Below are 23,613 nucleotides of genomic sequence, written 5' to 3'. Positions count from 1 at the left end.
TTAGGCAGATCAGGTGAAGGCGCCTACGGGCGCGAGTGAACGGAGGGTGAACCCCTGGAGGCGGTGCGGTTAGGTCACGGAACGCTTACGTCGAGGACACGAGGCGATTCCGGCGGCCGACCGGTTCCGCTCACCCGTTATGCCAGGTGCAGGACGTGCAGCAGGGCGTCCACGAGGGTGCGGTCCCTCGGCTGGGTGAGCCGGTCGCGGGCGGCCGGCGGAGGGAGCCAGAGGAGGCGGTCCACCTCGTCGTTCGGGGCGAACGCGCCCGACACGGCCTCGGCCGCCCAGTAGCGGACCTGCTTGGGGCGGCCGTTCGCCTCGTAGTCCACGGTCGGCAGCCGGGTACCGGGCGTCGCCCGGTAGCCCGTCTCCTCATGGACCTCCCGCAGGGCCGCCGCGAGCGGGTCCTCGTCACGTTTCAGCTTGCCCTTGGGGTGCGACCAGTCGTCGTACTTGGGGCGGTGGACGAGACAGAGCTCCAGCCCGCCGTCCGCCGGGGAGCGGCGCCACAGCACACAGCCCGCCGCCTGGACGGGGATGTCGTCGGGGTTGTCCGCAGTGCTCACCTGGTCCTCACCACCTGTCCGGTCAGGGTGCGCCGATGGTCTGCTTCTGCCACGACCGCTGGAACGCGTACCGCGCGGCCTCCACCTCATGCCGCTGGTCCGCGTGCAGCACGCCGAGCGCGTACGCCGTCGCCGGCGCGATACGGGGGGTGCGGGCCGCCTGGGCCGCGGCGGAGGACGCCTCCGAGGCGTCGCGGTGCCGGTCGAGCGCCTCGCCCGCCGCGAGCAGGCGGACGTCCAGCGGGGTGCTCCGGCCGTGCACGACCTCGCAGGCGTAGCGGTGCAGCCGCAGCAGCAGACGGACCTGGTGCCAGGGCGCGTCCTGCGGGTGCGGGGCCGGGTCCGGGGAGAGGCCGTGGATCAGGGCCTCCGCGTTGTACGGGCTGCCCGCGGTGACGAGCGGCAGCACGGTGACCGCGTCGGCGAGGCGTTCCTCGGCCGCCTTGGCCAGGGGGCGCAGCTCGGTGACGGGGGCGGTGGGGGTGAGCGGGACCTCGCTGGCGAGGACGGCGACCTTGTCCGCGACGGCGTGGAAGCGGGAGGAGCCGAGGGCCTGGAGGGCGGTGGAGTGGGCCCGGGTGCGGGCGAGGGTGAGCTGGCGGTCCAGGAGGGCGCCCGCCTTCGCCGCGCCCACGGTGAGGTTGCCGCGGTCCGGGGTCGCCGGGTGGGCGGCGGTCCGGTCGTCCGCGTGCGGGCCCGCCGAGCCGACCGGGCCGGCCGGTTGGCCGGGTACCGGCGCCGCGCCCGACAGCCGGTTCAGCGCCAGCAGCAGCCGCTCCAGACGGGCCCCGTACGCGTGCTCCAGGGCCAGCGTGCCGGACAGCCACGCCAGTTCGGGGCGGATCCCCTCCGACCACTCGGGCTCGAGGAGCGGACGGAAGGTGTGCAGGCTGCCGCTGATCCGACGGGCCGAGCGGCGTAGGGCGCGTACCGCGTCGACGCGCACCTCCGCGCTCGCCGGACCGCCCGCCGAGGCGCCCGACGAGCCGTTCGACACCGCGCCGCCCGTCTCCCGGTGCTGGCGCAGTGCGCGGAGGAACTCCGTGGCCTGGCCCCGGAGATAGCCCGCGAGGGCGTCCCCGGTGGACACGGGCCCGGCCGTGGGGTCCGTCAGGTCATGGTGTCGCTGTGCCACGCCGGCGCCTCCGGGCGTCTATGAGCATCTCCTGGACGTTGCGCAGGGGCGCGCCGTCCGCGTCGTGCGAGTGCCGGATCCACTCGCCGTCGGGGCCGAGGTGCCAGGAGGCGGTGGAGTCGGACATGCCCGTTTCCAGGAACCGGTTCAGGGACGCCCGGTGGGCCGGGTCGGTCACCCTGACCAGCGCCTCGATACGGCGGTCGAGGTTGCGGTGCATCATGTCGGCGCTGCCGATCCACACCTCGGGCTCCCCGCCGTTGCCGAACCCGAAGACCCGGGAGTGCTCCAGGAAACGGCCGAGGATCGAGCGGACCCGGATGTTGTCCGACAGGCCCGGCACGCCCGGGCGCACCGCGCAGATGCCGCGCACCCACACGTCGACCGGCACGCCCGCCTGGGACGCGCGGTAGAGCGAGTCGATGAGGGCCTCGTCGACGATCGAGTTGACCTTGATGCGGACGTGCGCGGGCCGTCCTGCGCGGTGGTGCTGGATCTCCTTGTCGATGCGGGCGATCAGACCGTCCCGCAGGGACTTGGGGGCGACGAGGAGACGGCGGTAGGTCTCGCGGCGGGAGTAGCCGGAGAGCCGGTTGAAGAGGTCGGAGAGGTCCGCGCCGACCTGCGGGTCGGCGGTGAGCAGGCCGAGGTCCTCGTAGAGCCGGGCCGTCTTCGGGTGGTAGTTGCCGGTGCCGACGTGGCAGTAGCGCCGTAGCGTGTCGCCTTCCTGACGGACCACCAGCGACAGCTTGCAGTGCGTCTTCAGGCCGACGAGGCCGTAGACGACGTGGCAGCCGGCCTCCTCCAGCTTGCGCGCCCACTTGATGTTGGCGTGCTCGTCGAAGCGGGCCTTGATCTCGACCAGGACGAGGACCTGCTTGCCGGACTCGGCGGCCTCGATGAGCGCGTCGACTATCGGGGAGTCGCCCGAGGTCCGGTACAGGGTCTGCTTGATGGCGAGGACGTCCGGGTCCAGCGCCGCCTGCTCCAGGAAGGCCTGCACGGACGTCGAGAAGGAGTCGTACGGGTGGTGCAGCAGGACGTCCCGGCTGCGCAGGGCCGCGAAGATGTCCGGCGGGGACGCCGACTCGACCTCGGCGAGGTCGCGGTGGGTGCCGGCGATGAACTTCTTGTACTTCAGCTCCGGCCGGTCGAGGCCGGAGATGCGGAAGAGACCGGTGAGGTCCAGCGGGCCCGGCAGCGGGTAGACCTCGGCCTCGCTGATCTTCAGCTCGCGCACCAGCAGGTCGAGCACCTCACGGTCGATGGACTCCTCGACCTCCAGGCGCACCGGCGGCCCGAAGCGGCGCCGCATGAGCTCCTTCTCCAGGGCCTGGAGGAGGTTCTCGGCGTCGTCCTCCTCGACCTCGAGGTCCTCGTTGCGGGTGAGCCGGAAGGCGTGGTGCTCCAGCACCTCCATGCCCGGGAAGAGCTCCTCCAGGTGGGCGCCGATGACGTCCTCGATGGGGACGTACCGGCCGGGGGAGCTCTCCAGGAAGCGGGACAGCAGCGGCGGCACCTTGACGCGCGCGAAGTGCTTGTGGCCGCTGACCGGGTTGCGCACGACGACCGCGAGGTTGAGCGAGAGACCCGAGATGTACGGGAAGGGGTGCGCGGGGTCGACGGCGAGCGGGGTCAGCACCGGGAAGATCTGGTGCCGGAAGAGCGTGAACAGGCGTGCCTGTTCCTTCTCCGTCAGCTCGCCCCAGCGGACCAGGTGGATGCCCTCCTCCGCGAGGGTGGGGGCGATGTCCTCGTGATAGGTCGCGGCGTGCCGGGCCATGAGCTCGCGGGAGCGGGCCCAGATCATCTCCAGCACCTCGCGCGGCTGGAGACCGGAGGCCGAACGGGTGGCGACCCCGGTGGCGATCCGGCGCTTCAGACCGGCCACCCGGACCATGAAGAACTCGTCCAGGTTGCTGGCGAAGATGGCGAGGAAGTTGGCCCGCTCGAGGAGCGGCGTGTTCGGATCCTCGGCGAGTTCCAGGACGCGCTCGTTGAACGCGAGCCAGCTGCGCTCCCGGTCGAGGAAGCGGCCCTGCGGCAGCTGCGGGCCGTCGTACGGCGCCTCCTCGTACGTGTCGAGGTCGGCGTCGATGTCGGGCTCCAGATCGGAGACCACGGCGGAGACGGTGTGCGGGCGGTGCGCGGCTATGGAGCCCACGGAGGGCTGCGCGTGCTGGACCTCGGCCTGGGCGTCTGACTGGCTCATGGACCCATTCTTCCGCGCCAGGAGCGTGACAGGCGCGTCGGAACGTGCGGGCGGGATCGCGGGGGAACCTCCGTGGGGCTGATTTCCCTCGGGAGGCGGCGAAGGCTCGGGCACGGCGGGCTTCATTCGCCGAGCGTCGCAAGGTCGTCTGAACCGATGGTTACGGCGACATGGCGTGCGGGATATCGGGGGGCGGCTCGCGGGGGTCGATGTCGTGGAGCGGCGGTGTGCGGGCGCGTGCTGCGGGGTGTGCCGCGGGGTGTGTGGGCCCCTCCCCCCGTGGAGGGACCCACACACGCCGGGATCAGGCCGTGGAGGCCGTGGCCGTGCGGCGGCGCAGGAGGAGGAACGCGGCGGCGGTGGCGAGGGCGGCGACGGCCAGGACGACGCCGGTCTCCACGAGCTGGAGCGGCCAGTAGTGCGACTCGGGGTGGTAGGTCGTGTAGTAGCCGGTGACGCCCAGGTCGTCGAGGCAGCGCCGCGCTTCGGCGGCCGTGCCGTCGCAGGCCCAGTAGTCGACGTCCGGGGTGCGCCGTCCGTGGATCAGCACACCGCTCTCCAGCTCCCAGACGTTGTCCGGGAGGTCGACCCCGTCCGCCGCGGAGGTGCGGGTGACGGCGGGCCAGAAGGAGCCGCGGTACTGCGCCACGACGAAGGCGAGCAGCCCGCTCGCGGCGACGGAGACGGCCAGTGCGGGCAGCGCGCGGCGCAGCAGGAGCGCGGTGAGCACGCCGACGGCGAGCGCGCAGAGGGCGTACGCGAGGCCGGCCGGGCCGCGTGAGAGGTACGCGTCGTCGCCCGTCCACCCGTTGTACGTCAGGTTCCGGTGGGCGCCCCAGGCCCAGCGGTACACCAGGATCAGCACGGTGGCGCCGGCGGTCAGGGCGAACGCGGGGACGGCGAGCTTGGCGGTGAGCCAGCGGGCGGGGGTGATGCCCTGGGCCCAGGCGAGGCGCGCGGTGCCGTTCTCCAGCTCGCGGCCGATCAGCGCGCCGCCCGCGAAGGCGGCCACGGCCAGGAAGCAGTAGGAGATCATCAGGCCTGCCCAGCCGAGCGACTCGCTGTAGCCGACCCAGCCGACCGTCATGTCGCACAGGTCCTGGCCCGCACGTTCACAGGCCTCCCAGGCCGCGAGCTCCTCCTCGACGGCGACCTCGGTGAGCCACACCAGCCAGCCGCTCAGGGCCAGTACGACAGCCGCCCAGACGAGGAGGGCGGTGCGGTGCAGGCGCAGCACGGTGCGGACGGTGCCCCAGGCGGTACGGCCGTCCACCGTGCTGAGGCGGGCCGGCCCGGGCGGCGCGTCCTCGGGGGCGACGGCTGTCATACGGCGGCCTCCGCGCCGACCCGCGTCGGAGTGGCGGTCGAGCGCCTGAGCAGGACGAACGCGGCGACGGCGAGGGCGGCGGCCACGGCCAGCACGAGGGTGGTCGTGGTCAGCTGGAGCGGCCAGTAGTGGGACTCGGGGTGGTAGGTCGTGTAGAAGCCGGTGGCGTCGAGATCGGCGTACACCGTCGCGCAGCCGGGGGAGGCGGAGGTCGGCCCGCAGCCGGGGTCGGCGATGTGCGCGCCGGTGGCGGTGACCAGGCCCGAGTCGACGCCGAGGCCCGAGCCCCGGTAGCCGTCGGCGAGGCTGGTGACGCGGGTGACGCCCGGCCACAGGTGCGGCATGAGCTGGTCGGCGAGGAACCGTGTGGCGGCGACGCCGGTGAGGGCGAACGTCAGCGCGGGCAGCGTACGGCGCAGCAGCACGCCTCCGAGGGCGCCGCCGGCCAGGCCGGTCAGGGCGAAGGCGACGGTGGTGGGGCCGTTGGTGTGCAGGGTGAGGTTGTCGTACCAGGTCTTCGCGGTGTCGATACGGCCGTCGCCCGCCGACCACATCAGGCGGTGCAGCGCGACCAGCAGGCCGGTGCCCGCGGTGACCAGGACCGTGGGCACGATCAGCTTGGTGGCCAGCCAGCGGACCGGGGACAGGCCCTGCGTCCAGGCGAGCTGCGCGGTGCCGTGCTCCAGCTCGCGGCCGAACAGGGCGGCGCCCGCCCAGGCGGCGACGACGAAGGGGAGCGCGGTCAGCGCGCCGGTCGTGTACATGTACACGCTCTTGTAGCGGACGATCGAGTCCTGGTCGTAGTGGCACGTGGAGCGGAAGTCGTCGCAGGCCTCCCGGTACTGCCGCCAGGCTGCGACCGACGAGTCGGTCAGCGGACCCCACAGCCACACCAGGCCGAGGGCGAGGACGGCGACGACGCCGATCCAGATGTACAGGGCGGGCCGGTGCAGGCGGAGCAGCCAGCCGGCTCCGGGGGCGGTCCTGGTCTCCGAGGCGGCCGGCGACGGGGCGAGTGCGGTCATACGGCGGCCTCCTCGGGCTCGGCCGGGGTGAGCGGGGCGGCCTGCGGGTTGCGCAGATAGGCGAGGACGAGTTCCTCCAGGGAGGGCGCCGAGGTGCGCCAGTCGTCGGCGAGCGGGCCCGCGGGGCGCACCAGGGCGGTGAGCTGGCGGCCGGTGACCCGGGACTCGACGACCGTGTGTGGGGCCAGTTCCGGCAGGCCGTCCGGGGTGTTGTCCGGAGCGCTGTCCGCGGAGCCGTCCGCGGGGGTGGGCCCGGTGGAGCCCGTGGTGGTGCTCACGCGCGTGTGGGCGGCGAGCAGGTCGTCGATCTCACCCGCGAGGCGCACCCGGCCGCCGCCGACCAGGAGCAGGTAGTCGCAGGAGTCCTCCAGCTCGGCGACCACGTGCGACGACATCACGATCGTCGTGCCGTGCTGCGCCGCCCGCGCCATCAGGGTGCCCATCAGCTCGTGCCGGGCCAGCGGGTCGAGGTCGGCCATCGGCTCGTCGAGGAGGAGCAGCTCGGGCCGCTTGCCGAAGGCCAGGGCGAGCGCGACCCGGGTGCGCTGGCCGCCGGAGAGGGAACGGATCTTCTTCCTGGGGTCGAGATCGCCCGCGGAGACGATCCGCTCGGCCGTCTCGGCGTCCCAGCGCCCAGGGTTGAGATCGGCGCCCACGCGCAGTGTCTCGGCGACGGTGAGCTGGGGGTACAGCGGCTTGTCCTGGGCGACGTAACCGACACGCGCGCGTGCGGACGCCGGATCCGTGCCGAGGACGGTGATCCTGCCCTCGGTGGGGGCCAGCAGGCCCGCGGCGAGGGCGAGGAGCGTGGACTTGCCCGCGCCGTTGGGGCCGACGACGGCACAGACGCGCCCGGCGGGGAGGCGGAACGTGCAGTCGCGCAGCGCCCAGCCCCCGCGCCGGCCGAAGCGCTTGCCGAGCGCGGTTGCCGCCATGGCGGTGTCGGTCATGAGGGGTCTCCAGAATTCATGTCGTGCCGGTCGTGCCGGTCGTGCACGTCGGTTCGGCCGTTCGGGTCCGGTACGGCGAAGTGCTCGTCGAGTACGGCGGTGAAGAGCGCGGCCACGTCGTCGCGGTCCAGTGCGGCCTCCCGGGCCCGGGCCGCCCAGGCGTCCAGTTCCGTGCGCAGGGGCGAGTCGGCCGGGGTGGTGTTCAGTCCGCGCCGCACGAAGGTGCCGAGGCCGCGCCGGGCCTCCACCAGCCCGTCGCGCTCCAGCTCGCGGTACGCCTTCAGCACGGTGTTCGGGTTGATCGCGGTCGCCTCGACGACCTCGCGGGCGGTGGGCAGCTTGTCGCCGGGCTGAAGCACGCCCAGGCGCAGAGCCTGCTTCGTCTGCTGGACGATCTGGACGTAGGTGGCCACGCCGCTGTGCCGGTCGATGCGGTATTCGACCACTGGACAACCACCCTTTCACTAATTGAGTAGTGAAAGGGTGGTGGAAGAGGGTGCGCGAAGTCAAGAAAAAATCGTGCGGCGGACCGTGAACCGATCGGCGGGGCCCGTCCGATGAGGGGATGTGAGCGAAACGAGAAGCGACGGGGAGCTGCTGCGGGCCATCGCGGCAGACCGGGACCGTCACGCCTTCGAGGAGCTGTACCGGCGGTACGCACCCTGGCTGGCCGCGCGCCTGCGCGGCCGCTGCGCGGACGCCGGGATAGTCGACGACGTCGTGCAGGAGACCTTCCTCGCGGTGTGGCGCGGCACCGCCCGCCACCGCCAGGAGGGCTACTCCGACGACGCCGCCGGCTGGCTGTGGCGCATCGGCTCGCGGCGGCTCGTCGACGCCGTACGCGGGGACGGGGCGCGCGGCCGGCTGCGCCAGGCGCTGTACCGGCTGCGCCACCGAGACGAGGCCTCGGCGGAGGAACGCGTGCTCGCGGGGGTGGAGCACGGGGACCTCGCCGGGGCCCTCACCCGCCTCTCACCGGAGCTGCGGGCCGTCCTCCAGGCGACCGTCATCGACGGGCTCACCACCCGGGAGGCGGCCGTGCTGCTCGGTATCCCGCCCGGCACCGTCAAGACGCGGGCCCAGCGTGCCCGCAAGCAACTGCGGGAGGCGCTGGCATGAGGCGGCACGTGTGCGGAACGGGCCTGCGCGGACGCGTGGGTGACGGACAGTCGAGGGAGGTCGTGGCATGACGTGGCATGTGGCTGAAGAGGACCTGCGGGCGTACGCGCACGGCGAGTTGGCGCCGCCGCTGCTGTGGTCCGCCGACACCCACCTCACCGGGTGCGCGCCGTGCCGGGCCCGGCTCGCGGACACCACCGACCCCGTCGCGCTGGACGCCGGCTGGGAGCGGCTGGACGCCGAGCTGGACGCGCCGCGGCAGAGCCTGCTCGAGCGGCTGCTGGTGCGGCTCGGTGTGGCCGGCCACACCGCACGGCTGCTGACGGCGACGCCGGTACTGCGCCGCTCCTGGCTGCTGTCGGTGCTGTTCCTGCTGGTCATGACGGTGCTGGCGGTGCGGGTGGCGGACCAGCCCGCAATGTTCCTCGCGCTCGCCCCGCTGCTCCCGCTCGCCGGGGTCGCCCTGTCGTACGGCCCGTCCCTGGACCCGACGTACGAGATGGCCGTCGTCGCCCCGCTGCACGGCTTCCGGCTGCTGATGATCCGCACGGTCGCGGTGCTCACCGCGGGCCTCGCGTTCAACGGCCTGGCGACGCTGGCGCTGCCGGGGTACGGGCTGCTGGCCCTGGCCTGGCTGCTGCCCGCGCTCGCCCTCACCGCGACGGGACTCGCGCTCACCGCCCGGCTGGGTCCGGTCGTCGGGCCCGCCCTGGTCGGCGGCGCGTGGGTGACGCTGCTGGTGGTGGCGAAGAGCCAGGTGCACGCCCACGACACGCTCGCCCCGTTCACGACGGCCGGCCAGTCGGCCGCGGCGGCCGTGGCAGCCCTCGCCGCCCTCCTGCTCTACCAGGCCCGTGACCGCTTCGACGCGCGCCCGCTGGGCGGCTTCCCGGACGGCGGCACCGTGTGACGCGGCCGACCGCCCCCACGGCCCCCGCCCCGGCCCCGCCCGCCCACCGGACTTCCAGGAGCTTCACATGACCACCACTTCCACCGGCCCCGCCACTCTGACGGCCACCGACCTCTCCCTGCGCTTCGGCGGGACCCGTGCCCTCGACGGGGTCTCGCTGCGGCTGACTCGCGGCGTCACCGGGCTGCTCGGCCCCAACGGCGCCGGCAAGACCACCCTGTTGCGGGTGCTGGCCACGGCCGTGCCGCCCGACGGGGGCGCGTTCACGGCCCTCGGGCACGACCCCGGCACCGCGTCCGGCCGCCTCGCCCTGCGCCGCACGCTCGGCTATCTGCCCCAGACCCCCGGCTTCCACCCGGATTTCACGGCCTTCGAGTTCGTCGACTACGTGGCCATCCTGAAGGAGCTGACCGACCGCGGCGCCCGGCTGCGCGAGGTGCGGCGCGTGCTGGAGGCCGTAGACCTCTCGGAGGTGCGCGGTACGCGCATCAAGCGGCTGTCCGGTGGCATGCGGCAGCGCGTCGCCCTGGCCGCCGCGCTCGTCGGCGAGCCCGGCTTCCTGGTGCTGGACGAGCCGACGGTCGGCCTCGACCCCGAACAGCGCATGCGCTTCCGCGAGTTGATCGCCCAGGCGGGCGAGGGCCGCACGGTACTGCTGTCCACCCACCAGACGGAGGACGTGGCGATGCTCTGCCACCGCGTCGTGGTGCTGGCCGAGGGCCGCGTCCGCTTCGAGGGCACCCCGGCCGACCTGACCGCCCGCGCGGCCGGCCGGGTCTGGAGCAGCACGGAACGCGACCCGAACGCCCTGGCGGGCTGGCGCACCGGCACCGGCACCTTCCGCAACATCGGCGATCCACCGACCGGCGCCGAGCTCCTCGAACCCACCCTGGAGGACGGCTACCTGCTCACCCTCGACGGCGAGAGCGCGGAGGTGACGGCGTGAGCACCACGACCCCGACGATCACGGAACCCGCCCGCACGCTCACCGAGCCGCCGCGCGAGGGCCGCCGCACCGGAGCCGTCCTCGCCCTCGCCCGCTTCGAGGCCCGCGAGCTGCTCCATCAGATCCCCGTGCTGTTCTTCTTCGCCCTGTACGTCCTCCTCATCGTCCTACGGCTGATCAGCAAGGACGGCATGGACGACTTCCCCGTCCTCAACACGGTCGACCGCCGCACCCAGGCGACGCCGCTGCTGTTCGCCCTCGCCATGTTCATCTGCGCCAACGCGGCCGCGCTGCGCTCGCGCAAGCACGGCACGGTGCAGCAGTTCGGGGTTCTGGCCATGGAACCCTGGCGGCGCACCCTCGCCCATGTGCTGTCCGTGATCCCCTACGCGGGGCTCACCGCGCTCGCCGTCGCGGCCGAGTACACCCGGGAGGCGCTGAAGCCCGGCGCGATCGGCCACGGCTCCTTCGGGGAGCTGGCCGTCGGACCCCTGAGCGTCCTGCTCGCAGGCATCACGGGCGTGCTGCTGGCCCGTCTGCTGCCCTCCTCCTTCGTGCCCATACTGTTCGTCATCGCCGTGTACGTGCTCGGCATCCTGGTCTCCGGACTCATCGACGTCCGCCAGGAGTGGGTGGGCTGGCTCGACCCGATCCAGTTCTTCTCGTCCAGCGGCGGCGACCCGGTCCCCTCCGACCTCCTGGGCCGTCCGGCCGGCTGGCACGCCCTTTACGTGACGGGCCTGTGCGCCGTGCTGGCCTGCGCGGCCCTGCTGCTCGCCGGTGGCCGTACCCGGGTCGTCAAGGCAGCGACCGCGCTCGCCCTCGCGGCCACCGCGGCCGGTGTGATCGGCCAGTTCCCGGGTGACACGGCGGCTCTGGACGCGGCGCGCAGGACGGCGTCCGACTCCCCCGAGAAGGTCCAGTCGTGCTCGACGTACGACGGCTCGACGTACTGCTCGTTCCCCGAGTGGAGCGGTGTGCGGGACGACTGGGCCGGCGTCGTCGACCGCGTCAGGTTCGGGGCCGGTGGCACGGCGGCGGAGGCCCGCCTGACGGTCCGCCAGCGCATCTACACGGACGGCGGAGTGGAGACGGACGGCGCTCTGGACGCCTCCACCACTCCCGGCGAGGTGACGGTCGGCACGCGCTGGGGCGGCAACCGCGTCCCCGAGTTCGCGGTCGGTGTCGCCTCGGTCCTGGTCGGGGGCTCGGAGGACGTGACGACCGAGCCGATGTGCGACGCCCGCGCGGTGACCATCATGTGGCTGGTCCTGGGCAACGACCCCACCCCGACGGCCACCTTCCAGAACGTGCGGCTGGACGACAGCACCAGCGGCTCGGGCGTGGTCCTGGCCCCGACGAACGGGCTGAGCCTGTCGGCCGCGCAGACGACGGTGATCCGGGAACTGCTGGACCAGCCGCGGGCCGAGATGACGGCCCGGGTCAAGGCCCACTGGACGGAACTGACGTCCGCGAAGACGACGACCGCCCAGGCCGCGAAACTGCTGGGCGTCGAGGTTCCGAAGGAGACGGATCAGTGCGGGGAGTAGCGCGAGCAGAGACGAGAGAGACGAGAGAGACGAGAGAGACGAGGGGGCTCCCGGCGGACCTGCTCCGGGCCCTGGTGCCGCCGGTGTGGCGTGGCCTTCCCTGGCGGGAGCTGACCACGGCCGCCGGGCTGGGCCTGCTGCTCGCCGGCGCCACCCGGCTGCCGGACCACGCTCCGGACGCCGAACTGGGGCGGCTGGTCCTGCGCCTCACCGCCCTCATCGGCGCACTGGGCCTGGCGTTCCTGCTGGACGACCCGGCCCGCAACACCACGGCGACGACCCCGGTGGGCCGCCCGCGGCGCACGGTACTGCGGCTGGCCGTCTTCGCCCCCCTGCCGGCCCTGTGGTGGGCGGCGGTTCTGCTCCTGATCCCTGCCCCGACCCGCCCCGCGCTCGGCCCGGCCACGCTCGAGGCCGCGGGGATGGCCGGCGCCGCCCTCGCCCTCGCGACGATCGCCGTCCGCTTCACACCGACGGCGGAAGTGGGCAGGGGCGCGGCGATCTGGCTGGGGACGGCGGCCGCGGTGGCGGTCCTGGTCCCGAACCGGTGGGGCCTGCTGGGCACGTCGCAGGATCCCTACTGGGCGGCGACGCAGGTGAGATGGGCGGTGACGCTGGGGGCGACGGTCACGCTGAGCGTGCTGTGGACACCGGAGCCGCTGCGGGGACGACCCCGCAGACACGGATCACGCCGGCTCGGTCCGTCCGGGGGCAGACTCTCGGGGTGAGGTGCGGTCTCCTTGCCCGGCTCACGTCTCCGTCCGGTACATCAGGTCCGTCTCATGGGTGATGAACCCCAGCCTCTCGTACACCGACACCGCTGCCTTGTTGTCGGCGTCGACGTACAGCATCGCCGTGGGCAGGCCCTGCGCTGCGAGGTGCCGCAGGCCGATCGTGGTGAGGGACTTGCCGAGGCCACCCCCCTGCGCGCCGGGGGCGACCCCGAGGACGTACACCTCACCGAGCTGCTCCTCGGCGTGCACCTTCGTCCAGTGGAAGCCGATCAGCCGCTCGCCGCGGAAGGCGAGGAAGAAGCCGGCGGGGTCGAACCAGGGCTCGGACCTACGGGCGTCGAGGTCGCGCTGGGTGAGGGAGCCCTGCTCGGGATGGTGGGCGAAGGAGGCGGCGTTGACGGCGAGCCAGGCGGAGTCGTCCTTCCCGGGGACGAAGGCACGAACGGTCACGCCGTCGGGCAGCACCGGATCGGGCAGCTCGAGGTCGGTCAACGACCGCCGCATCTGGCGCAGTTCGCGGAACAGGGAGAGCCCCAGGACCTGGGCGAGGTGCCGGGCGGCGGAGTGACCGCCGTGGGCCCACACGCGAAGCCGCTTGCCGGAGGCGGCGAGCAGGGCGGAGCCGAGCGCGCGGCCGTGTCCGTGGCCGCGGTGCGAGGGGTGGACGACCAGTTCGGCGGCGGGTGCCTCGATCGGATCGGTGTCCTCCAGCTGGGCATAGCCGACGAGTTCGGCGCCGAGGGTGAGGACCAGGTGGGAGACGCCTTCGCGGGCGCCTCCGCGCAGCTGGAGGCGGCCCTGTTCGGACACCGCCTGCTGGCCGTCCGTCCGGGCGGCCTCCGCGAGCAGTTCGAGGACGGCCTCGGTCTGTTCGGGGGAGAGCTCGGAGTGGGTCTCGATGGATCGGGAGCCGGGGATCCGTGCGATGTCGTCGCTGGTCATGCGTACGAGGGTAAGGGGCGGGCCGTACAAAGTGGCGGCAAGGGGAAAGGCGGAAGGATGAGGTCCGCAAAGGCAAAGCAGAGGGCAAGCGGAGGACAAAGGGAAACCAGGATGTAACCAGGAACCCCCTGTCGCGCTACGCGCGTTGACCCTAGGCTGCGCCGGACGGGGCCACTTCCTCATACGTTTCTCAGGGCCGGGCAGGCCCGGGGGACGCAGACACCACAGGCAGACACCTCAGGGGGGCGCATGCCAGCCACTTCCCAGCCGCATCCGAACGGCAGACGTCGTACGTACCGTCTTCTCGCGGCCGCCGCGGGTCTCGCCACGGCAGGTGCCATGGCTGCCGCGCTCCCGGCGGACGCCCATGACACCAAGCACTCCAAGCCGCTGCCGAGCCGCTACCAGGACGTGCAGCTGCTGTCCTTCAACGACCTGCACGGCAACCTCGAGCCCCCGTCCGGCTCCTCCGGCCGTGTCACGGAACTCCAGGCGGACGGCACGACGAAGACGATCGACGCGGGCGGTGTGGAGTACCTCGCCACGCACCTGCGCGAGGCCCGCAAGGGCAACACCTACTCGGTCACCGCGGCCGGCGGCGACATGGTCGGCGCCTCCCCGCTGATCTCGGGTCTGTTCCACGACGAGCCCACCATCGAGGCGCTGAACAAGCTCGACCTGGATGTCACGTCGGTCGGCAACCACGAGTTCGACGAGGGCGCCAAGGAACTGGCCCGGCTCCAGAACGGCGGCTGCCACCCGACGGCCGGCTGCTACACGGACAAGAGGTTCAAGGGGGCCGACTTCCCGTACCTGGCGGCCAACGTCCTGTCCGAGAAGACCGGCAAGCCGATCCTCAAGCCGTACTTCGTCTGGAAGAAGAAGGACGTCAAGATCGGCTTCATCGGCGTGACGCTGGAGGACACCCCCGGTGTGGTGTCCGCCGAGGGCGTCAAGGGCCTGAAGTTCAAGGACGAGGTCGAGACGATCAACAAGTACGCCAAGGTGCTCCAGAAGCAGGGCGTGAAGTCGATCGTGGCGCTGATCCACGAGGGCGGTCTGCCGGCCTCGGGCTCCTACAACTACAACTGTGACTCCCCGGGCGCGGGCGCCGGCATCTCCGGCCCGATCGTCGACATCGCGAAGAACATCACGCCGTCGGTGGACGCGCTGGTGACGGGTCACACGCACGCCGCGTACGCGTGCACGATCCCGGACCCGTCGGGCAAGCCGCGCACGGTCACCTCGGCCGCGTCCTTCGGCCGTCTGTACACGGACACCACGCTCACGTACGACCGCTTCACCGGTGACATCGCGCGTACGGCGGTCAAGTCGGCGAACCACGTGGTCACCCGGACCGTCGCCAAGGCGCCCGACATGACCGAGCTGATCACCAAGTGGAACACCCTGGCGGCCCCCGTCGGCAACCGGGCGATCGGCTACATCTCCGCGGACGTGCCCAGCACCGGCACCGAGTCCCCGATGGGCGACCTGATCGCGGACGCCCAGCTCTGGTACGGCAAGGAGCTCGACCCGGAGACGGACCTCGCGCTGATGAACCCGGGCGGCGTCCGGGCGGGCCTCACCTACGCGGCCAAGGGCAGTGAGGGCGACGGCGTGGTGACCTACGCCGAGGGCTTCACCGTCCAGCCGTTCTCCAACACCGTGAACCTCCAGGACTTCACCGGCGCCCAGCTGATCCAGGTCCTCAAGGAGCAGGTGAGCGGGACGAACGCGAGCGCGCCGAAGATCCTTCAGCCGTCCGCCAACCTGACGTACACGCTGGACCTGACGAAGAGCGGCGCCGACCGTGTCGTCACGGACTCCATCAAGCTGAACGGCGCGGCGATCGACCCGGCCGCCACCTACCGCGTCTCCACGAACAGCTTCCTCGCGGGCGGCGGCGACGGCTTCACCACGCTGGGCCTGGGCACGAACGACCTCGTCGGCGCCGACGACCTGACCGCCCTGGAGCAGTACCTGCTCGCCAACTCCTCGGCCACGGGCCCGATCGCCCCGCCGACGGCGAACCGGATCGCGATCGTGCAGTAACCCTTTCAGCAGGACAGCGAAGAGGCGGCCCCGTCACCGACGGGGCCGCCTCTTCGTATTAAAACCTGTGTGAGTTCTCGATTGGTTCCCGCTGCCGTCTGAAAACTCATCTCAGCCGCAATTCATCGAGGTCTAAGCGGAATTGGCTTTTCTCGGCTCCGGCGTCCCGTAATGTTTTCCATGTCGAAAGCGAACGACGCGAAAGCGAACATCGCGAACATCGTGAACACAGCGAACGGAGAACGCCATGAGCTTCCACAAGATCGCCCCCGTCAAGAAGGCCCGCAAGACCGCTGCTGCCCCGGCCCCGAAGCCCGTAGCCAAGAAGAAGGCCGCGAAGAAGGTGGCCCCGAAGCGCCGCCCGGTCTCCCATAAGGGCTGAGGTTGCAGTTGGAACTGTTGCAAACCCGCGACAAATAAGCCACGCGTAAACCGAACATAATCAGCACCTGATAAACGGAGAGGTATTTCCCATGAGCTTCCACAAGATCGCCCCCGTCAAGAAGGCCCGCAAGACCGTCGCCGCCCCGGCCCCGAAGCCCGCGGCGAAGAAGAAGGCCGCCAAGAAGGTCACCCCGAAGCGCCGCCCGGTCGCGCACAAGGGCTGACGGCACGCCACGAGGCGGGGTCACCGGTGAGAGCCGGTGACCCCGCCTCGGCCGTGCCTGTCGTACACGTAGTCGAGGGAGTTGCTGACATGAGGGAAGCCCGTGAGGCCTTCCGCCGCTTCTGGCCACTGACCCGCGGTGACCGCAGATGGATGCTGGTGATCGTGGCGTGCGTGGTGGTGTCCGCGCTCGCCGAGACGGCCTCGATCCTGCTGTTCGCCGAGCTCACCGACAACGCCCTCGAGGCCGGCTCGCTCGCCGCCTTCTGGGGTCCGGCCGGCGCCTGGCTGGGTGTCGCCGCACTGGGCGCCCTCGTCGGCTATCTGGGCAACTCGCTCGCGACCTGGACGGCGGAACGTTTCGTCCTCCGGCTGCGCGCGAACGTCTTCGGCCATGTCCAGGACCTCCCACCCCACTTCTTCCAGCGGCACCGCCGCGGCGACCTGGTGGAACGCCTGACGGGAGACGTGGAGGCCATCGAACAACTGGTCGTGTCCGGCGTGGTCGGCACGATCTCCGCGGCCTTCTCGGTGGTCTTCTACGCGGCGGCGGCCCTGTGGCTCCGCTGGGACCTGGCACTCGCCACCTTCGTCCTCGCCCCGCTCTTCCTCCTCGCCGCCCGCCGCTTCTCCGGCCGGATCAAGCAGGCCTCACAGGACGAACGCGTCGCCGACGGCGCGATCACCTCGGTGGTGGAGGAGTCGCTGGGCAACATCGTGCTGACCCAGGCGTACAACCGCCGCCGCGACGAGGAGCGGCGCCTCGACAAGGAGGCCCGCGCGTGGATGCGGGCCAGTGTGCGCGGGGCGCGGCTGAGCGAGATGTACGAGCAGTTCGTCGAGGTGGTCGAGACCCTCTGCGTCCTGTCGGTGATCGGCCTGGGCGTCTGGGAGATCTCGGCCGGCCGGATGACGCTCGGCGCCCTGCTCGCCTTCGCCGCGTTCATCGGCTACCTCTACCCACCGGTCCGCAACCTCGGCCAACTCGGCCTGACGGTCACCGCGGCCACGGCGGGCGCGGAACGCATCGCGGAACTCCTGGACGCTCAGCCGTCGGTGACGGACCCGGACGTGCCCGTCCCCGCCTGGCCGGTCCGGGGCCGGGTCAGCCTGCACGGCGTCTCGTTCCGCTACCCCGACGCGGCCCGCGAGTCACTGCGGGACGTGACCTTCTCCGTGGGCCCCGGCGAACTGGTCCTGGTCACGGGCGCGAGCGGGGCCGGCAAGTCCACCCTCTCCAAACTCCTCACCCGCTTCTACGACCCCGACGCGGGCGTCGTCTGCCTGGACGGAGTCCCGCTCACGGACGTCCCGCTGGAGTTCGTCCGCGAGAACACGGCCCTGCTCCCCCAGCAGACCCTCGTCCTCAACGGCACGATCCGGGAGAACATCGAGTGCGGCCGCCCGGGTGCCACGGACCGGGAGATCGAGCAAGCGGCCAGGTCGGCCGCCGCCCACGAGTTCATCGCCGCCCTCCCCGACGGCTACGACACCCACATCGCCCCCGGCACCGCGGCCCTCTCCGGCGGTCAGCTCCAGCGTGTCGCCATCGCCCGCGCGATGCTCCGCGCGGCCCCGGTCCTCGTCCTCGACGAACCCACCGCCGGCCTCGACTCGGTGGCCGCCCGGCAGATCGTCCAACCCCTGCGCCGCCTCATGTCGGGCCGCACCACCATCATGATCACCCACGATCTGAGCCTCGCCCCCGACGCCGACCGCATCCTGGTCGTGGACGAGGGGCGGCTGCTGGACGCGGGAACGCACGACGAGCTGATGGCCCGCTGCGAGGCCTACACCAGGCTGGTCGAACCGTGGTCGGAGCCGGCCCGGAAGACCACGGCACGCAAGCCGCTCACCGACGACACGCTGGTGCTGCGCCTCTGAGGCGGCACTGCGGCACCGCATCACCGCATCGCGGGCAGCACCGCCTCGCCGTGTCCCGAGTCGGTCACCCCACCCGCAGCATGTACCCCAGCCCCCGCGCCGTCTGGATCAGCCGGGGTTCGCCGTACTGCTCCAGCTTGCGCCTCAGGTACATGACGTACACGTCGAGCGTGTTGGACGTCGGTTCGAAGTCGAAGCCCCAGACGTCCTTGTGGATCTGGGCACGGCTGAGGACCTTCGTCGGATGACGGAGGAAGTACTCCAGGAGGGAGTACTCGGTGGGGGTGAGGTCGAGCGGGCGGGCGGCACGGGTGACCGTGCGGGAGGGCAGGTCCATGGCGATGTCGTGGAAGGCCAGCCGGGCGGAGGCGGCCCTGGCGGGCGGGGGCGTCCGTCGGGTCCCCCGGCGCAGCAGGGCCCGCACCCGGGCCAGCAGTTCCTCCGCGGCGAACGGCTTCATCAGGTAGTCGTCCGCGCCGTTGTCGAGGGCGACGATCCGGTCGCCCACCGCGTCCCGGCCGGTGATCATCAGGATCGGGACGGTGGAGCCGGAGGCCCGGATCCGCCGGGTCGCGGCCAGGCCGTCCAGGCCCGGCATGGTGACGTCCATCAGGACCAGGTCGGGGGCGTTGCCGGGGGCTCCGACGAGGTCGAGCGCGAGGTCGAGGGCGAGCCGTCCGTCTCCGGCGAGGACGGTCTCGTAGCCCTCGAAGCGGAGCAGCCGGCCGAGTCCCTCGCGGATGTCCGCGTCGTCGTCGGCCAGCAGTATCCGCCCCGCCGTACCCGCTCCTCCCGCGGTTCCCCCGCCCGCTGCCGCCCCCGCCGCCGTCCCCTTCACCGTTCGTATCACCATTCCCTCACGGTGCGGCGAAGGGCTGTGGTGGAGCTGGCAGAGGGATGTCAGGAGGCCGTGGGGGTCCAGTCGCCCAGCCAGTCCGCGACCTCCTGGGCGGCGGCCTGGGCGTCGGTCAGCTGCGGGCGGTCGGAGCTCGCTGCGCCCGAGCCCGCGCCGGTGTTCTTGTACTCCGCGAACCGGTCGTCCTTCCAGGAGAAGCCGCCCATGTCGGACCAGGGGGTGGTCTTGATCGCGGCACTGAGGGAGGTGTTGCGGACGGTGGTCTGCGGGTCGAGGGTCGCGTCGCCGCCCGCGTGCCAGTTGCGGCCGAGGAAGAAGCTCCGGTCGGACACGTCACCGTTCACCGTGGAGTTGGCGATCAGGATGCCCTTGCGGTCCGCGGCGGTGCTGGGGGCCGTGACATAGCCGGCCGAGGTGCCGTTCCAGCGCTTCTTCAGGGTGATGACGGACTTGTCGATCACCGCGGTGGCCCGGCCGAAGATGAAGTCGGTGTTGCCGATGACGTAGGAGTTGGTGATGTAGACGCGGCCCAGCTTGTCCTTGGCCGCGGTGTCCACCAGCAGGGTGTCCTGGTCGCCGCTGACGATGACGCTGTCGAGGAACACCTTGTCGGCGGAGGTGCGCAGGGCGACCGCCTGGTTGGCGATGTCCTGGTGGGCGGCCTCGTCGAAGTCGTTGGAGATGGTCAGGTTACGGGCCTGGAAGTCGTCCGCGTCGACGGCGACGGTCGCGCTGCCACCGGTGCCGTACGTGCCGGAGCCGTCGGGCTTCGGCGTACCCGACGCGTTGTCGAAGACGATCGTGGTGTCCTTGCGGCTGCCGCCGGTGCCCTGGATGGTGACGTGCGGCTTGTTGGACGGGACCTTGACCAGCTCGCGGTACGTGCCCGGCTTGACGGCGATCACGACGCGCGCGGGGTTGTTCGCCGGTACGGCGTTCACGGCGGCCTGCACGGTCGTGTACTGCCCGCTGCCGTCCTTGGCGACGGTGAGCGTGGTGGCGGCGGCCGCATTCGTGGTGGCCGTCGTCGTACTCGCGGAGGTGCCGATGGAACTGCGCGGGCCCGCGCCCGACTTGAGGAGCGCCGGCACGTCGGCCGCCTTGTCGAGGGTGTACGCGTAGTACGTCTTCGGGTTCCAGGCCGCGCCCGTGCCGCCGCTCTCGTTCTTGCCTGTCGTGCCGGAGAAGACGTTGCCGCGCTGGACGAGGGTGGCCGTGGCGTCCCGGACGACGGGGTTGGTCAGCCCCTGGAAGTAGGAGTTCTCCAGGACCATGTTCGTCCCGCCGCGCGAGTAGTTTCCGTACGAGGACTTGATGTCCGTCCCGGCCACGTCCTCCAGGAAGTTGTTGTACAGGTGCGCGTGGGCGACGTTGTCCGTGGAAGGGTTGCGCTGCTCGGTCTCGCGGATCCAGTTGTGGTGGATCGTGATGTCGGCGGTGACGTTGTCGGTCCAGCCGATGCCGAACGCCTTGTTCTCCTGGCTCAGCTTGTTCCAGGAGACCGTCAGATAGGTCGTGTCCTTGCGGCTGTCGATGAGCCCGTCGGCCATGTGGCGCAGATCGTTGTGGTCGATCCAGACGTGGTGGGCGCCGTCCATCTGGATGGCGTCGAAGTCGTGTTCCTTGTCGTTCCAGACGCCCTGGTACGCGTCCCGGATCGTCAGGTTCCGGATGATGACGTTGTGGACGCCCTGGCCGAGGAAGAAGCCGCCGCCGACGATCTGCCCGGCGGTCCCGGACCCCACGATCGTCTTGTCCGACTGGACCTTGATCTCTTTCCCGATCGGGTCCATCGTGATCGTCCCGGCCACGACGATGACGTACGGCTCGGCGGCGGTCGCGTACTTCTCGAGGTCGGCGAGCGTCTTCACGGTGACGGTCTTGCCGTCCCGGCCGCCGTACGTACCGTTCTGGCCCAGGGCGTTGACCGAGGCGAAGCCGTCGGCGGTGGCGGTCGCCCAGGCGGGCGTGGCCGCGGTCGCGGCCGATGCCTTCGTCTGCGCGTCCGCGCCGAAGAGCCCGAGGTCCGTGCCGTAGGCGAGGGTGCCGGCGGCGGTGAGGGCGAGGGGTACGCCGATCGCGAGCGCGGTGCTGCGCCTGCGGTGACGGGGCCTGCCGGTGCCTCTGCTTCGATGCGCGCTCATACGACAATCCGTTCCGTGCGGGGCGGGGGGAGTTGATGCGTTGCTGGGTCGCCGCCCGGATCGGAAAGGTTGCCGAACTCACGGAAATACGTGAGGAGAGAGTCGTCCGCCGCCTAGGAGGCGATGGCGGGATCCTCCGGCGGAGGGGTCGGAGCCCCCGGCAGCCGGACCGTCGCCACCGTGCCGCCGCCGTCCGCGCGGGCCAGACCGACCTGGCCGCCCGCCTGTTCCACGGTACGGGCGACGATCGAGAGACCGAGGCCCGAGCCCGGGAGGGCCCGCGCGCTGGGGGAGCGCCAGAAGCGGTCGAAGACGTGCGGGAGTTCCTCGGTGGGGATACCGGGTCCGTGGTCGCGGACGGTCAGCGTCCCGTGGCTCAGCCGGACGTCGATCGTGCCGCCCTCGGGGCTGAACTTCACCGCGTTGTCGAGGATGTTGACCACCGCCCGCTCCAGCGCGGCCGGCTCCGCCCGGGTGTACCAGGGCTCCAGCGAGGCGGTGATGGTCAGCTCCGGGCCGCGCAGCCGGGCCCGGCGCAGCGCCGACTCCACCGCGTCCTCCATCGAGACCACCTGCACGCGTTCACCGCGCTGGCCCTCGGAGCGGGACAGTTCCTGGAGGTCGCCGATGAGTGACGCCAGCTCCGTCATCTGCGCCTTCACGGAGGCGAGGAGCGCCTTGCGGTCCGCCGGGGGGATCGGACGGCCCGTCTCCTCGCTGCGGGTGAGGAGCTCGATGTTGGTACGGAGGGAGGTGAGAGGGGTGCGCAGCTCGTGCCCGGCGTCCGCGATCAGCTGCTGCTGGAGCTCGCGGGAGTTGGCGAGGGAGGCGGTCATGGAGTTGAAGGAACGGGAGAGGCGGGCCACCTCGTCGTCGCTGTCGTCCTCGACGGGGATGCGGATGCTCAGGTCCTCCGTCCGGGCCACGTGCTCGACGGCCTCGGTGAGCTTGTCGACCGGCCGCAGCCCCGCACGGGCCACTGCCAGACCGGCGGCGCCCGCACCGACGACTCCGATCCCGGAGACGAGGAGGAGGATGAGGGCGAGGTCGTTGAGGGTGTTCTGGGTCTCCTTGAGGGACACACCGAGGACCAGCGCGTAGTCGGGGTAGAGCTGGGTGGTGGGGCCGAATCCCACCGTGAGGGGAGTGGTGCGTACTCGCACATCCTTGCCGTCGGCATCGGTGCTGTCGTGAAAGGTGCTCACACCCGGCTCGGGGTCTGCCGCCATGCTCTTGTCGTGGCCGGTGACCTTGACCGTGCCCGCCGACTCGGGGAACACGCAGACGCTGCCGTCCGACTTCACCACCTGCACGTAGTAGTCCCTGGGGCGGAAGCTGCCGGTCGACTCGCTCGCCTCGTTCGTACAGGTGGCCAACAGCGCCGCGACGTCTTGCTGGTTCAGCCTCACGTTGGCACCGTCGAGCTGCGTGTCCACCTGGTCGTACAGCTTCCCCTGCACGAGGAACCAACAGGTGACCGAAACCGCCGCCACCGCGAACGCCACCGCCGCCGCCACCAGCATGGCCAGGCGTGACCTGATCGGCAGGGAGCGGAACCGCCGCACGATCTTGTTCACTCCGCCCCGCCCTGTCGCAACACGTACCCCACGCCCCGCACGGTGTGCACGAGGCGCGGCTCTCCGCCCGCTTCCGTCTTGCGGCGCAGGTACATCACGTACACGTCCAGCGAGTTGGACGACGGCTCGAAGTCGAAGCCCCAGACCGCCTTCAGGATCTGCTCACGGGTGAGCACCTGGCGCGGGTGTGCCATGAACATCTCCAGGAGGGTGAACTCCGTGCGGGTCAGTTCCACGGGGCGTCCGCCGCGGGTGACCTCGCGGGTCGCGAGGTCCATGCGCAGGTCGGCGAAGGTGAGAGCCTCGTCCTCCTCCACCGCGCCCGCTCCGGCCGCCGCCGCGTAGGAGCTGCGCCGCAGCAGGGCCCGTACGCGGGCGAACAGTTCGTCCAGCTCGAAGGGCTTGACCAGGTAGTCGTCCGCCCCGGCGTCCAGTCCCGTGACCCGGTCGCCGACCGTGTCGCGGGCCGTCAGCATCAGGATGGGCGTGGTGTCGCCGGCCCCGCGGATGCGGCGCGCGGCGGTGAGGCCGTCCATGCGCGGCATCTGGATGTCCAGCACCACCAGGTCGGGCTGGTAGACCGTCGCCTTCTCCAGCGCGTCCGCGCCGTCCACGGCGACCTGCGTGTCGTAGCCCTCGAAGGCGAGGCTGCGCTGGAGTGCTTCGCGCACCGCCGGCTCGTCGTCGACGATCAGGATGCGCTGGGTGTCACGGTCGCCTTCGGCGGGGCTCATGGGCGTGGATTCCTCAGGTGCGATGGGACGACGGGAGGCTGGACCTGCTGAACGTGCTGAGTGGCCTCAGCCTCGCACGGTTCCCGGTGTGCGCGTAAAGAGCGGGTTGGGGTGAGATCAGCCGCGCATGGCCGCGAGCCGGTTCAACGGAACCTTGCGCTGGTGCGGGCGGGCCGCGGTGGTGCGCAGACCCATCAGCTGCGGGGCCGCCACCTCCGGCGCGCGGGTCGGCGCGACCGGCGGGTGCAGCTCGTACGCCACGTCGAGGGCCAGGCCGAGGTCGGCCGCACCGAAACCGGTCACCGTGTGCGAAACCTGCTTGATCATGACGTACTCCCTG

Annotated in this window: 22 protein-coding genes; 9 read left to right on the top strand and 13 right to left on the bottom strand. The window is 71.7% G+C overall.

What is annotated here, in order from left to right; translation table 11 throughout:
* Positions 1–137 precede the first annotated feature (137 nt).
* From G9272_RS21375 to G9272_RS21345, 7 genes are all read right to left on the bottom strand, one after another.
* Positions 138–569: an NUDIX hydrolase gene (locus G9272_RS21375; RefSeq protein WP_171398081.1), complete on the bottom strand. Its 432-nt coding sequence runs from the start codon at positions 567–569 to the stop codon at positions 138–140.
* Positions 570–591: 22 nt separating this feature from the next.
* The gene (locus G9272_RS21370; protein WP_171398080.1) at positions 592–1,704 is read right to left on the bottom strand and encodes a CHAD domain-containing protein; all 1,113 of its coding nucleotides are present in this window, start codon (positions 1,702–1,704) and stop codon (positions 592–594) included.
* On the bottom strand, positions 1,685–4,042 hold the full coding sequence (locus tag G9272_RS21365) for an RNA degradosome polyphosphate kinase (protein WP_171398079.1): 2,358 nt from the start codon (positions 4,040–4,042) through the stop codon (positions 1,685–1,687). The genes G9272_RS21370 and G9272_RS21365 overlap by 20 nt, the downstream gene beginning before the upstream one ends.
* A gap of 178 nt (positions 4,043–4,220) precedes the next feature.
* A complete protein-coding gene (locus G9272_RS21360) occupies positions 4,221–5,243 on the bottom strand; it encodes a hypothetical protein (RefSeq protein ID WP_171398078.1) in 1,023 nt (340 codons plus the stop codon).
* Positions 5,240–6,268, bottom strand: coding sequence for an ABC transporter permease (locus G9272_RS21355; protein WP_171398077.1), 1,029 nt, complete (start codon positions 6,266–6,268; stop codon positions 5,240–5,242). The genes G9272_RS21360 and G9272_RS21355 overlap by 4 nt, the downstream gene beginning before the upstream one ends.
* Positions 6,265–7,218, bottom strand: coding sequence for an ABC transporter ATP-binding protein (locus G9272_RS21350; protein ID WP_171398076.1), 954 nt, complete (start codon positions 7,216–7,218; stop codon positions 6,265–6,267). The genes G9272_RS21355 and G9272_RS21350 overlap by 4 nt, the downstream gene beginning before the upstream one ends.
* A complete protein-coding gene (locus tag G9272_RS21345; protein WP_171398075.1) occupies positions 7,215–7,664 on the bottom strand; it encodes a GntR family transcriptional regulator in 450 nt (149 codons plus the stop codon). The genes G9272_RS21350 and G9272_RS21345 overlap by 4 nt, the downstream gene beginning before the upstream one ends.
* A 121-nt stretch (positions 7,665–7,785) precedes the next feature.
* Here G9272_RS21345 and G9272_RS21340 point away from each other — a divergent pair, with 121 nt between their 5' ends.
* From G9272_RS21340 to G9272_RS21320, 5 genes are all read left to right on the top strand, one after another.
* Positions 7,786–8,337, top strand: coding sequence for an RNA polymerase sigma factor (locus tag G9272_RS21340; protein WP_171398074.1), 552 nt, complete (start codon positions 7,786–7,788; stop codon positions 8,335–8,337).
* Between the two features lie 67 nt (positions 8,338–8,404).
* Positions 8,405–9,247, top strand: coding sequence for a zf-HC2 domain-containing protein (locus G9272_RS21335; RefSeq protein WP_171398073.1), 843 nt, complete (start codon positions 8,405–8,407; stop codon positions 9,245–9,247).
* A gap of 67 nt (positions 9,248–9,314) precedes the next feature.
* On the top strand, positions 9,315–10,193 hold the full coding sequence (locus G9272_RS21330) for an ABC transporter ATP-binding protein (RefSeq protein WP_171398072.1): 879 nt from the start codon (positions 9,315–9,317) through the stop codon (positions 10,191–10,193).
* Positions 10,190–11,743, top strand: a complete 1,554-nt coding sequence (locus G9272_RS21325) for an ABC transporter permease (RefSeq protein WP_171398071.1) — start codon at positions 10,190–10,192, stop codon at positions 11,741–11,743. Before G9272_RS21330 ends, G9272_RS21325 begins: the two co-directional genes overlap by 4 nt.
* Before the next feature lie 83 nt (positions 11,744–11,826).
* On the top strand, positions 11,827–12,471 hold the full coding sequence (locus G9272_RS21320; RefSeq protein WP_253267885.1) for an ABC transporter: 645 nt from the start codon (positions 11,827–11,829) through the stop codon (positions 12,469–12,471).
* A gap of 21 nt (positions 12,472–12,492) precedes the next feature.
* Here the strand turns inward: G9272_RS21320 and mshD are convergent, their stop codons facing one another.
* The gene (mshD, locus tag G9272_RS21315) at positions 12,493–13,419 is read right to left on the bottom strand and encodes a mycothiol synthase (RefSeq protein WP_171398070.1); all 927 of its coding nucleotides are present in this window, start codon (positions 13,417–13,419) and stop codon (positions 12,493–12,495) included.
* Positions 13,420–13,668: 249 nt separating this feature from the next.
* Between mshD and G9272_RS21310 the strand changes: the two genes are divergently transcribed.
* From G9272_RS21310 to G9272_RS21305, 4 genes are all read left to right on the top strand, one after another.
* The gene (locus G9272_RS21310) at positions 13,669–15,471 is read left to right on the top strand and encodes a bifunctional metallophosphatase/5'-nucleotidase (RefSeq protein ID WP_171398069.1); all 1,803 of its coding nucleotides are present in this window, start codon (positions 13,669–13,671) and stop codon (positions 15,469–15,471) included.
* Between the two features lie 247 nt (positions 15,472–15,718).
* The gene (locus G9272_RS45945; protein WP_301272141.1) at positions 15,719–15,853 is read left to right on the top strand and encodes a hypothetical protein; all 135 of its coding nucleotides are present in this window, start codon (positions 15,719–15,721) and stop codon (positions 15,851–15,853) included.
* Positions 15,854–15,944: 91 nt separating this feature from the next.
* Positions 15,945–16,079 (top strand): hypothetical protein, encoded by a 135-nt coding sequence (locus G9272_RS45940; protein ID WP_301272140.1) that lies wholly within the window; start codon positions 15,945–15,947, stop codon positions 16,077–16,079.
* An 89-nt stretch (positions 16,080–16,168) separates the two neighbouring features.
* Complete coding sequence (locus tag G9272_RS21305; RefSeq protein WP_171398068.1) at positions 16,169–17,962, top strand: ABC transporter ATP-binding protein; 1,794 nt, start codon at positions 16,169–16,171, stop codon at positions 17,960–17,962.
* Positions 17,963–18,026: 64 nt separating this feature from the next.
* On the opposite strand, the gene G9272_RS21300 is transcribed toward G9272_RS21305, so the two are convergent.
* The 5 genes from G9272_RS21300 to G9272_RS21280 all read right to left on the bottom strand — a co-directional run bounded on the left by G9272_RS21300 (position 18,027) and on the right by G9272_RS21280 (position 23,600).
* Entirely contained in the window at positions 18,027–18,815 is a 789-nt protein-coding gene (locus G9272_RS21300) for a response regulator transcription factor (protein WP_253267884.1), read from the bottom strand.
* A 47-nt stretch (positions 18,816–18,862) separates the two neighbouring features.
* Positions 18,863–20,962, bottom strand: a complete 2,100-nt coding sequence (locus G9272_RS21295) for a pectinesterase family protein (protein ID WP_171398067.1) — start codon at positions 20,960–20,962, stop codon at positions 18,863–18,865.
* Positions 20,963–21,075: 113 nt separating this feature from the next.
* Entirely contained in the window at positions 21,076–22,539 is a 1,464-nt protein-coding gene (locus tag G9272_RS21290; RefSeq protein ID WP_171398066.1) for a HAMP domain-containing sensor histidine kinase, read from the bottom strand.
* On the bottom strand, positions 22,536–23,273 hold the full coding sequence (locus G9272_RS21285) for a response regulator transcription factor (RefSeq protein WP_171398065.1): 738 nt from the start codon (positions 23,271–23,273) through the stop codon (positions 22,536–22,538). The genes G9272_RS21290 and G9272_RS21285 overlap by 4 nt, the downstream gene beginning before the upstream one ends.
* Positions 23,274–23,390: 117 nt before the next feature.
* On the bottom strand, positions 23,391–23,600 hold the full coding sequence (locus tag G9272_RS21280) for a hypothetical protein (protein WP_054243831.1): 210 nt from the start codon (positions 23,598–23,600) through the stop codon (positions 23,391–23,393).
* Between the last annotated feature and the right edge of the window lie 13 nt (positions 23,601–23,613).

The sequence above is a fragment of the Streptomyces asoensis genome, from assembly GCF_013085465.1.
Taxonomy (GTDB): domain Bacteria; phylum Actinomycetota; class Actinomycetes; order Streptomycetales; family Streptomycetaceae; genus Streptomyces; species Streptomyces cacaoi_A.
This window is presented reverse-complemented; position numbering and strand designations above follow the sequence as displayed.

Coding starts and splice junctions, on each gene's coding strand:
- G9272_RS21365 (WP_171398079.1), bottom strand. CDS start 4,042: ATGAAGCCCGCCGTGCCCGAGCCTTCGCCGCCTCCCGAGGGAAATCAG.
- G9272_RS21360 (WP_171398078.1), bottom strand. CDS start 5,243: ATGACAGCCGTCGCCCCCGAGGACGCGCCGCCCGGGCCGGCCCGCCTC.
- G9272_RS21355 (WP_171398077.1), bottom strand. CDS start 6,268: ATGACCGCACTCGCCCCGTCGCCGGCCGCCTCGGAGACCAGGACCGCC.
- G9272_RS21350 (WP_171398076.1), bottom strand. CDS start 7,218: ATGACCGACACCGCCATGGCGGCAACCGCGCTCGGCAAGCGCTTCGGC.
- G9272_RS21335 (WP_171398073.1), top strand. CDS start 8,405: ATGACGTGGCATGTGGCTGAAGAGGACCTGCGGGCGTACGCGCACGGC.
- G9272_RS21330 (WP_171398072.1), top strand. CDS start 9,315: ATGACCACCACTTCCACCGGCCCCGCCACTCTGACGGCCACCGACCTC.
- mshD (WP_171398070.1), bottom strand. CDS start 13,419: ATGACCAGCGACGACATCGCACGGATCCCCGGCTCCCGATCCATCGAG.
- G9272_RS21310 (WP_171398069.1), top strand. CDS start 13,669: ATGCCAGCCACTTCCCAGCCGCATCCGAACGGCAGACGTCGTACGTAC.
- G9272_RS45945 (WP_301272141.1), top strand. CDS start 15,719: ATGAGCTTCCACAAGATCGCCCCCGTCAAGAAGGCCCGCAAGACCGCT.
- G9272_RS45940 (WP_301272140.1), top strand. CDS start 15,945: ATGAGCTTCCACAAGATCGCCCCCGTCAAGAAGGCCCGCAAGACCGTC.
- G9272_RS21305 (WP_171398068.1), top strand. CDS start 16,169: ATGAGGGAAGCCCGTGAGGCCTTCCGCCGCTTCTGGCCACTGACCCGC.
- G9272_RS21300 (WP_253267884.1), bottom strand. CDS start 18,815: ATGGTGATACGAACGGTGAAGGGGACGGCGGCGGGGGCGGCAGCGGGC.
- G9272_RS21295 (WP_171398067.1), bottom strand. CDS start 20,962: ATGAGCGCGCATCGAAGCAGAGGCACCGGCAGGCCCCGTCACCGCAGG.
- G9272_RS21285 (WP_171398065.1), bottom strand. CDS start 23,273: ATGAGCCCCGCCGAAGGCGACCGTGACACCCAGCGCATCCTGATCGTC.
- G9272_RS21280 (WP_054243831.1), bottom strand. CDS start 23,600: ATGATCAAGCAGGTTTCGCACACGGTGACCGGTTTCGGTGCGGCCGAC.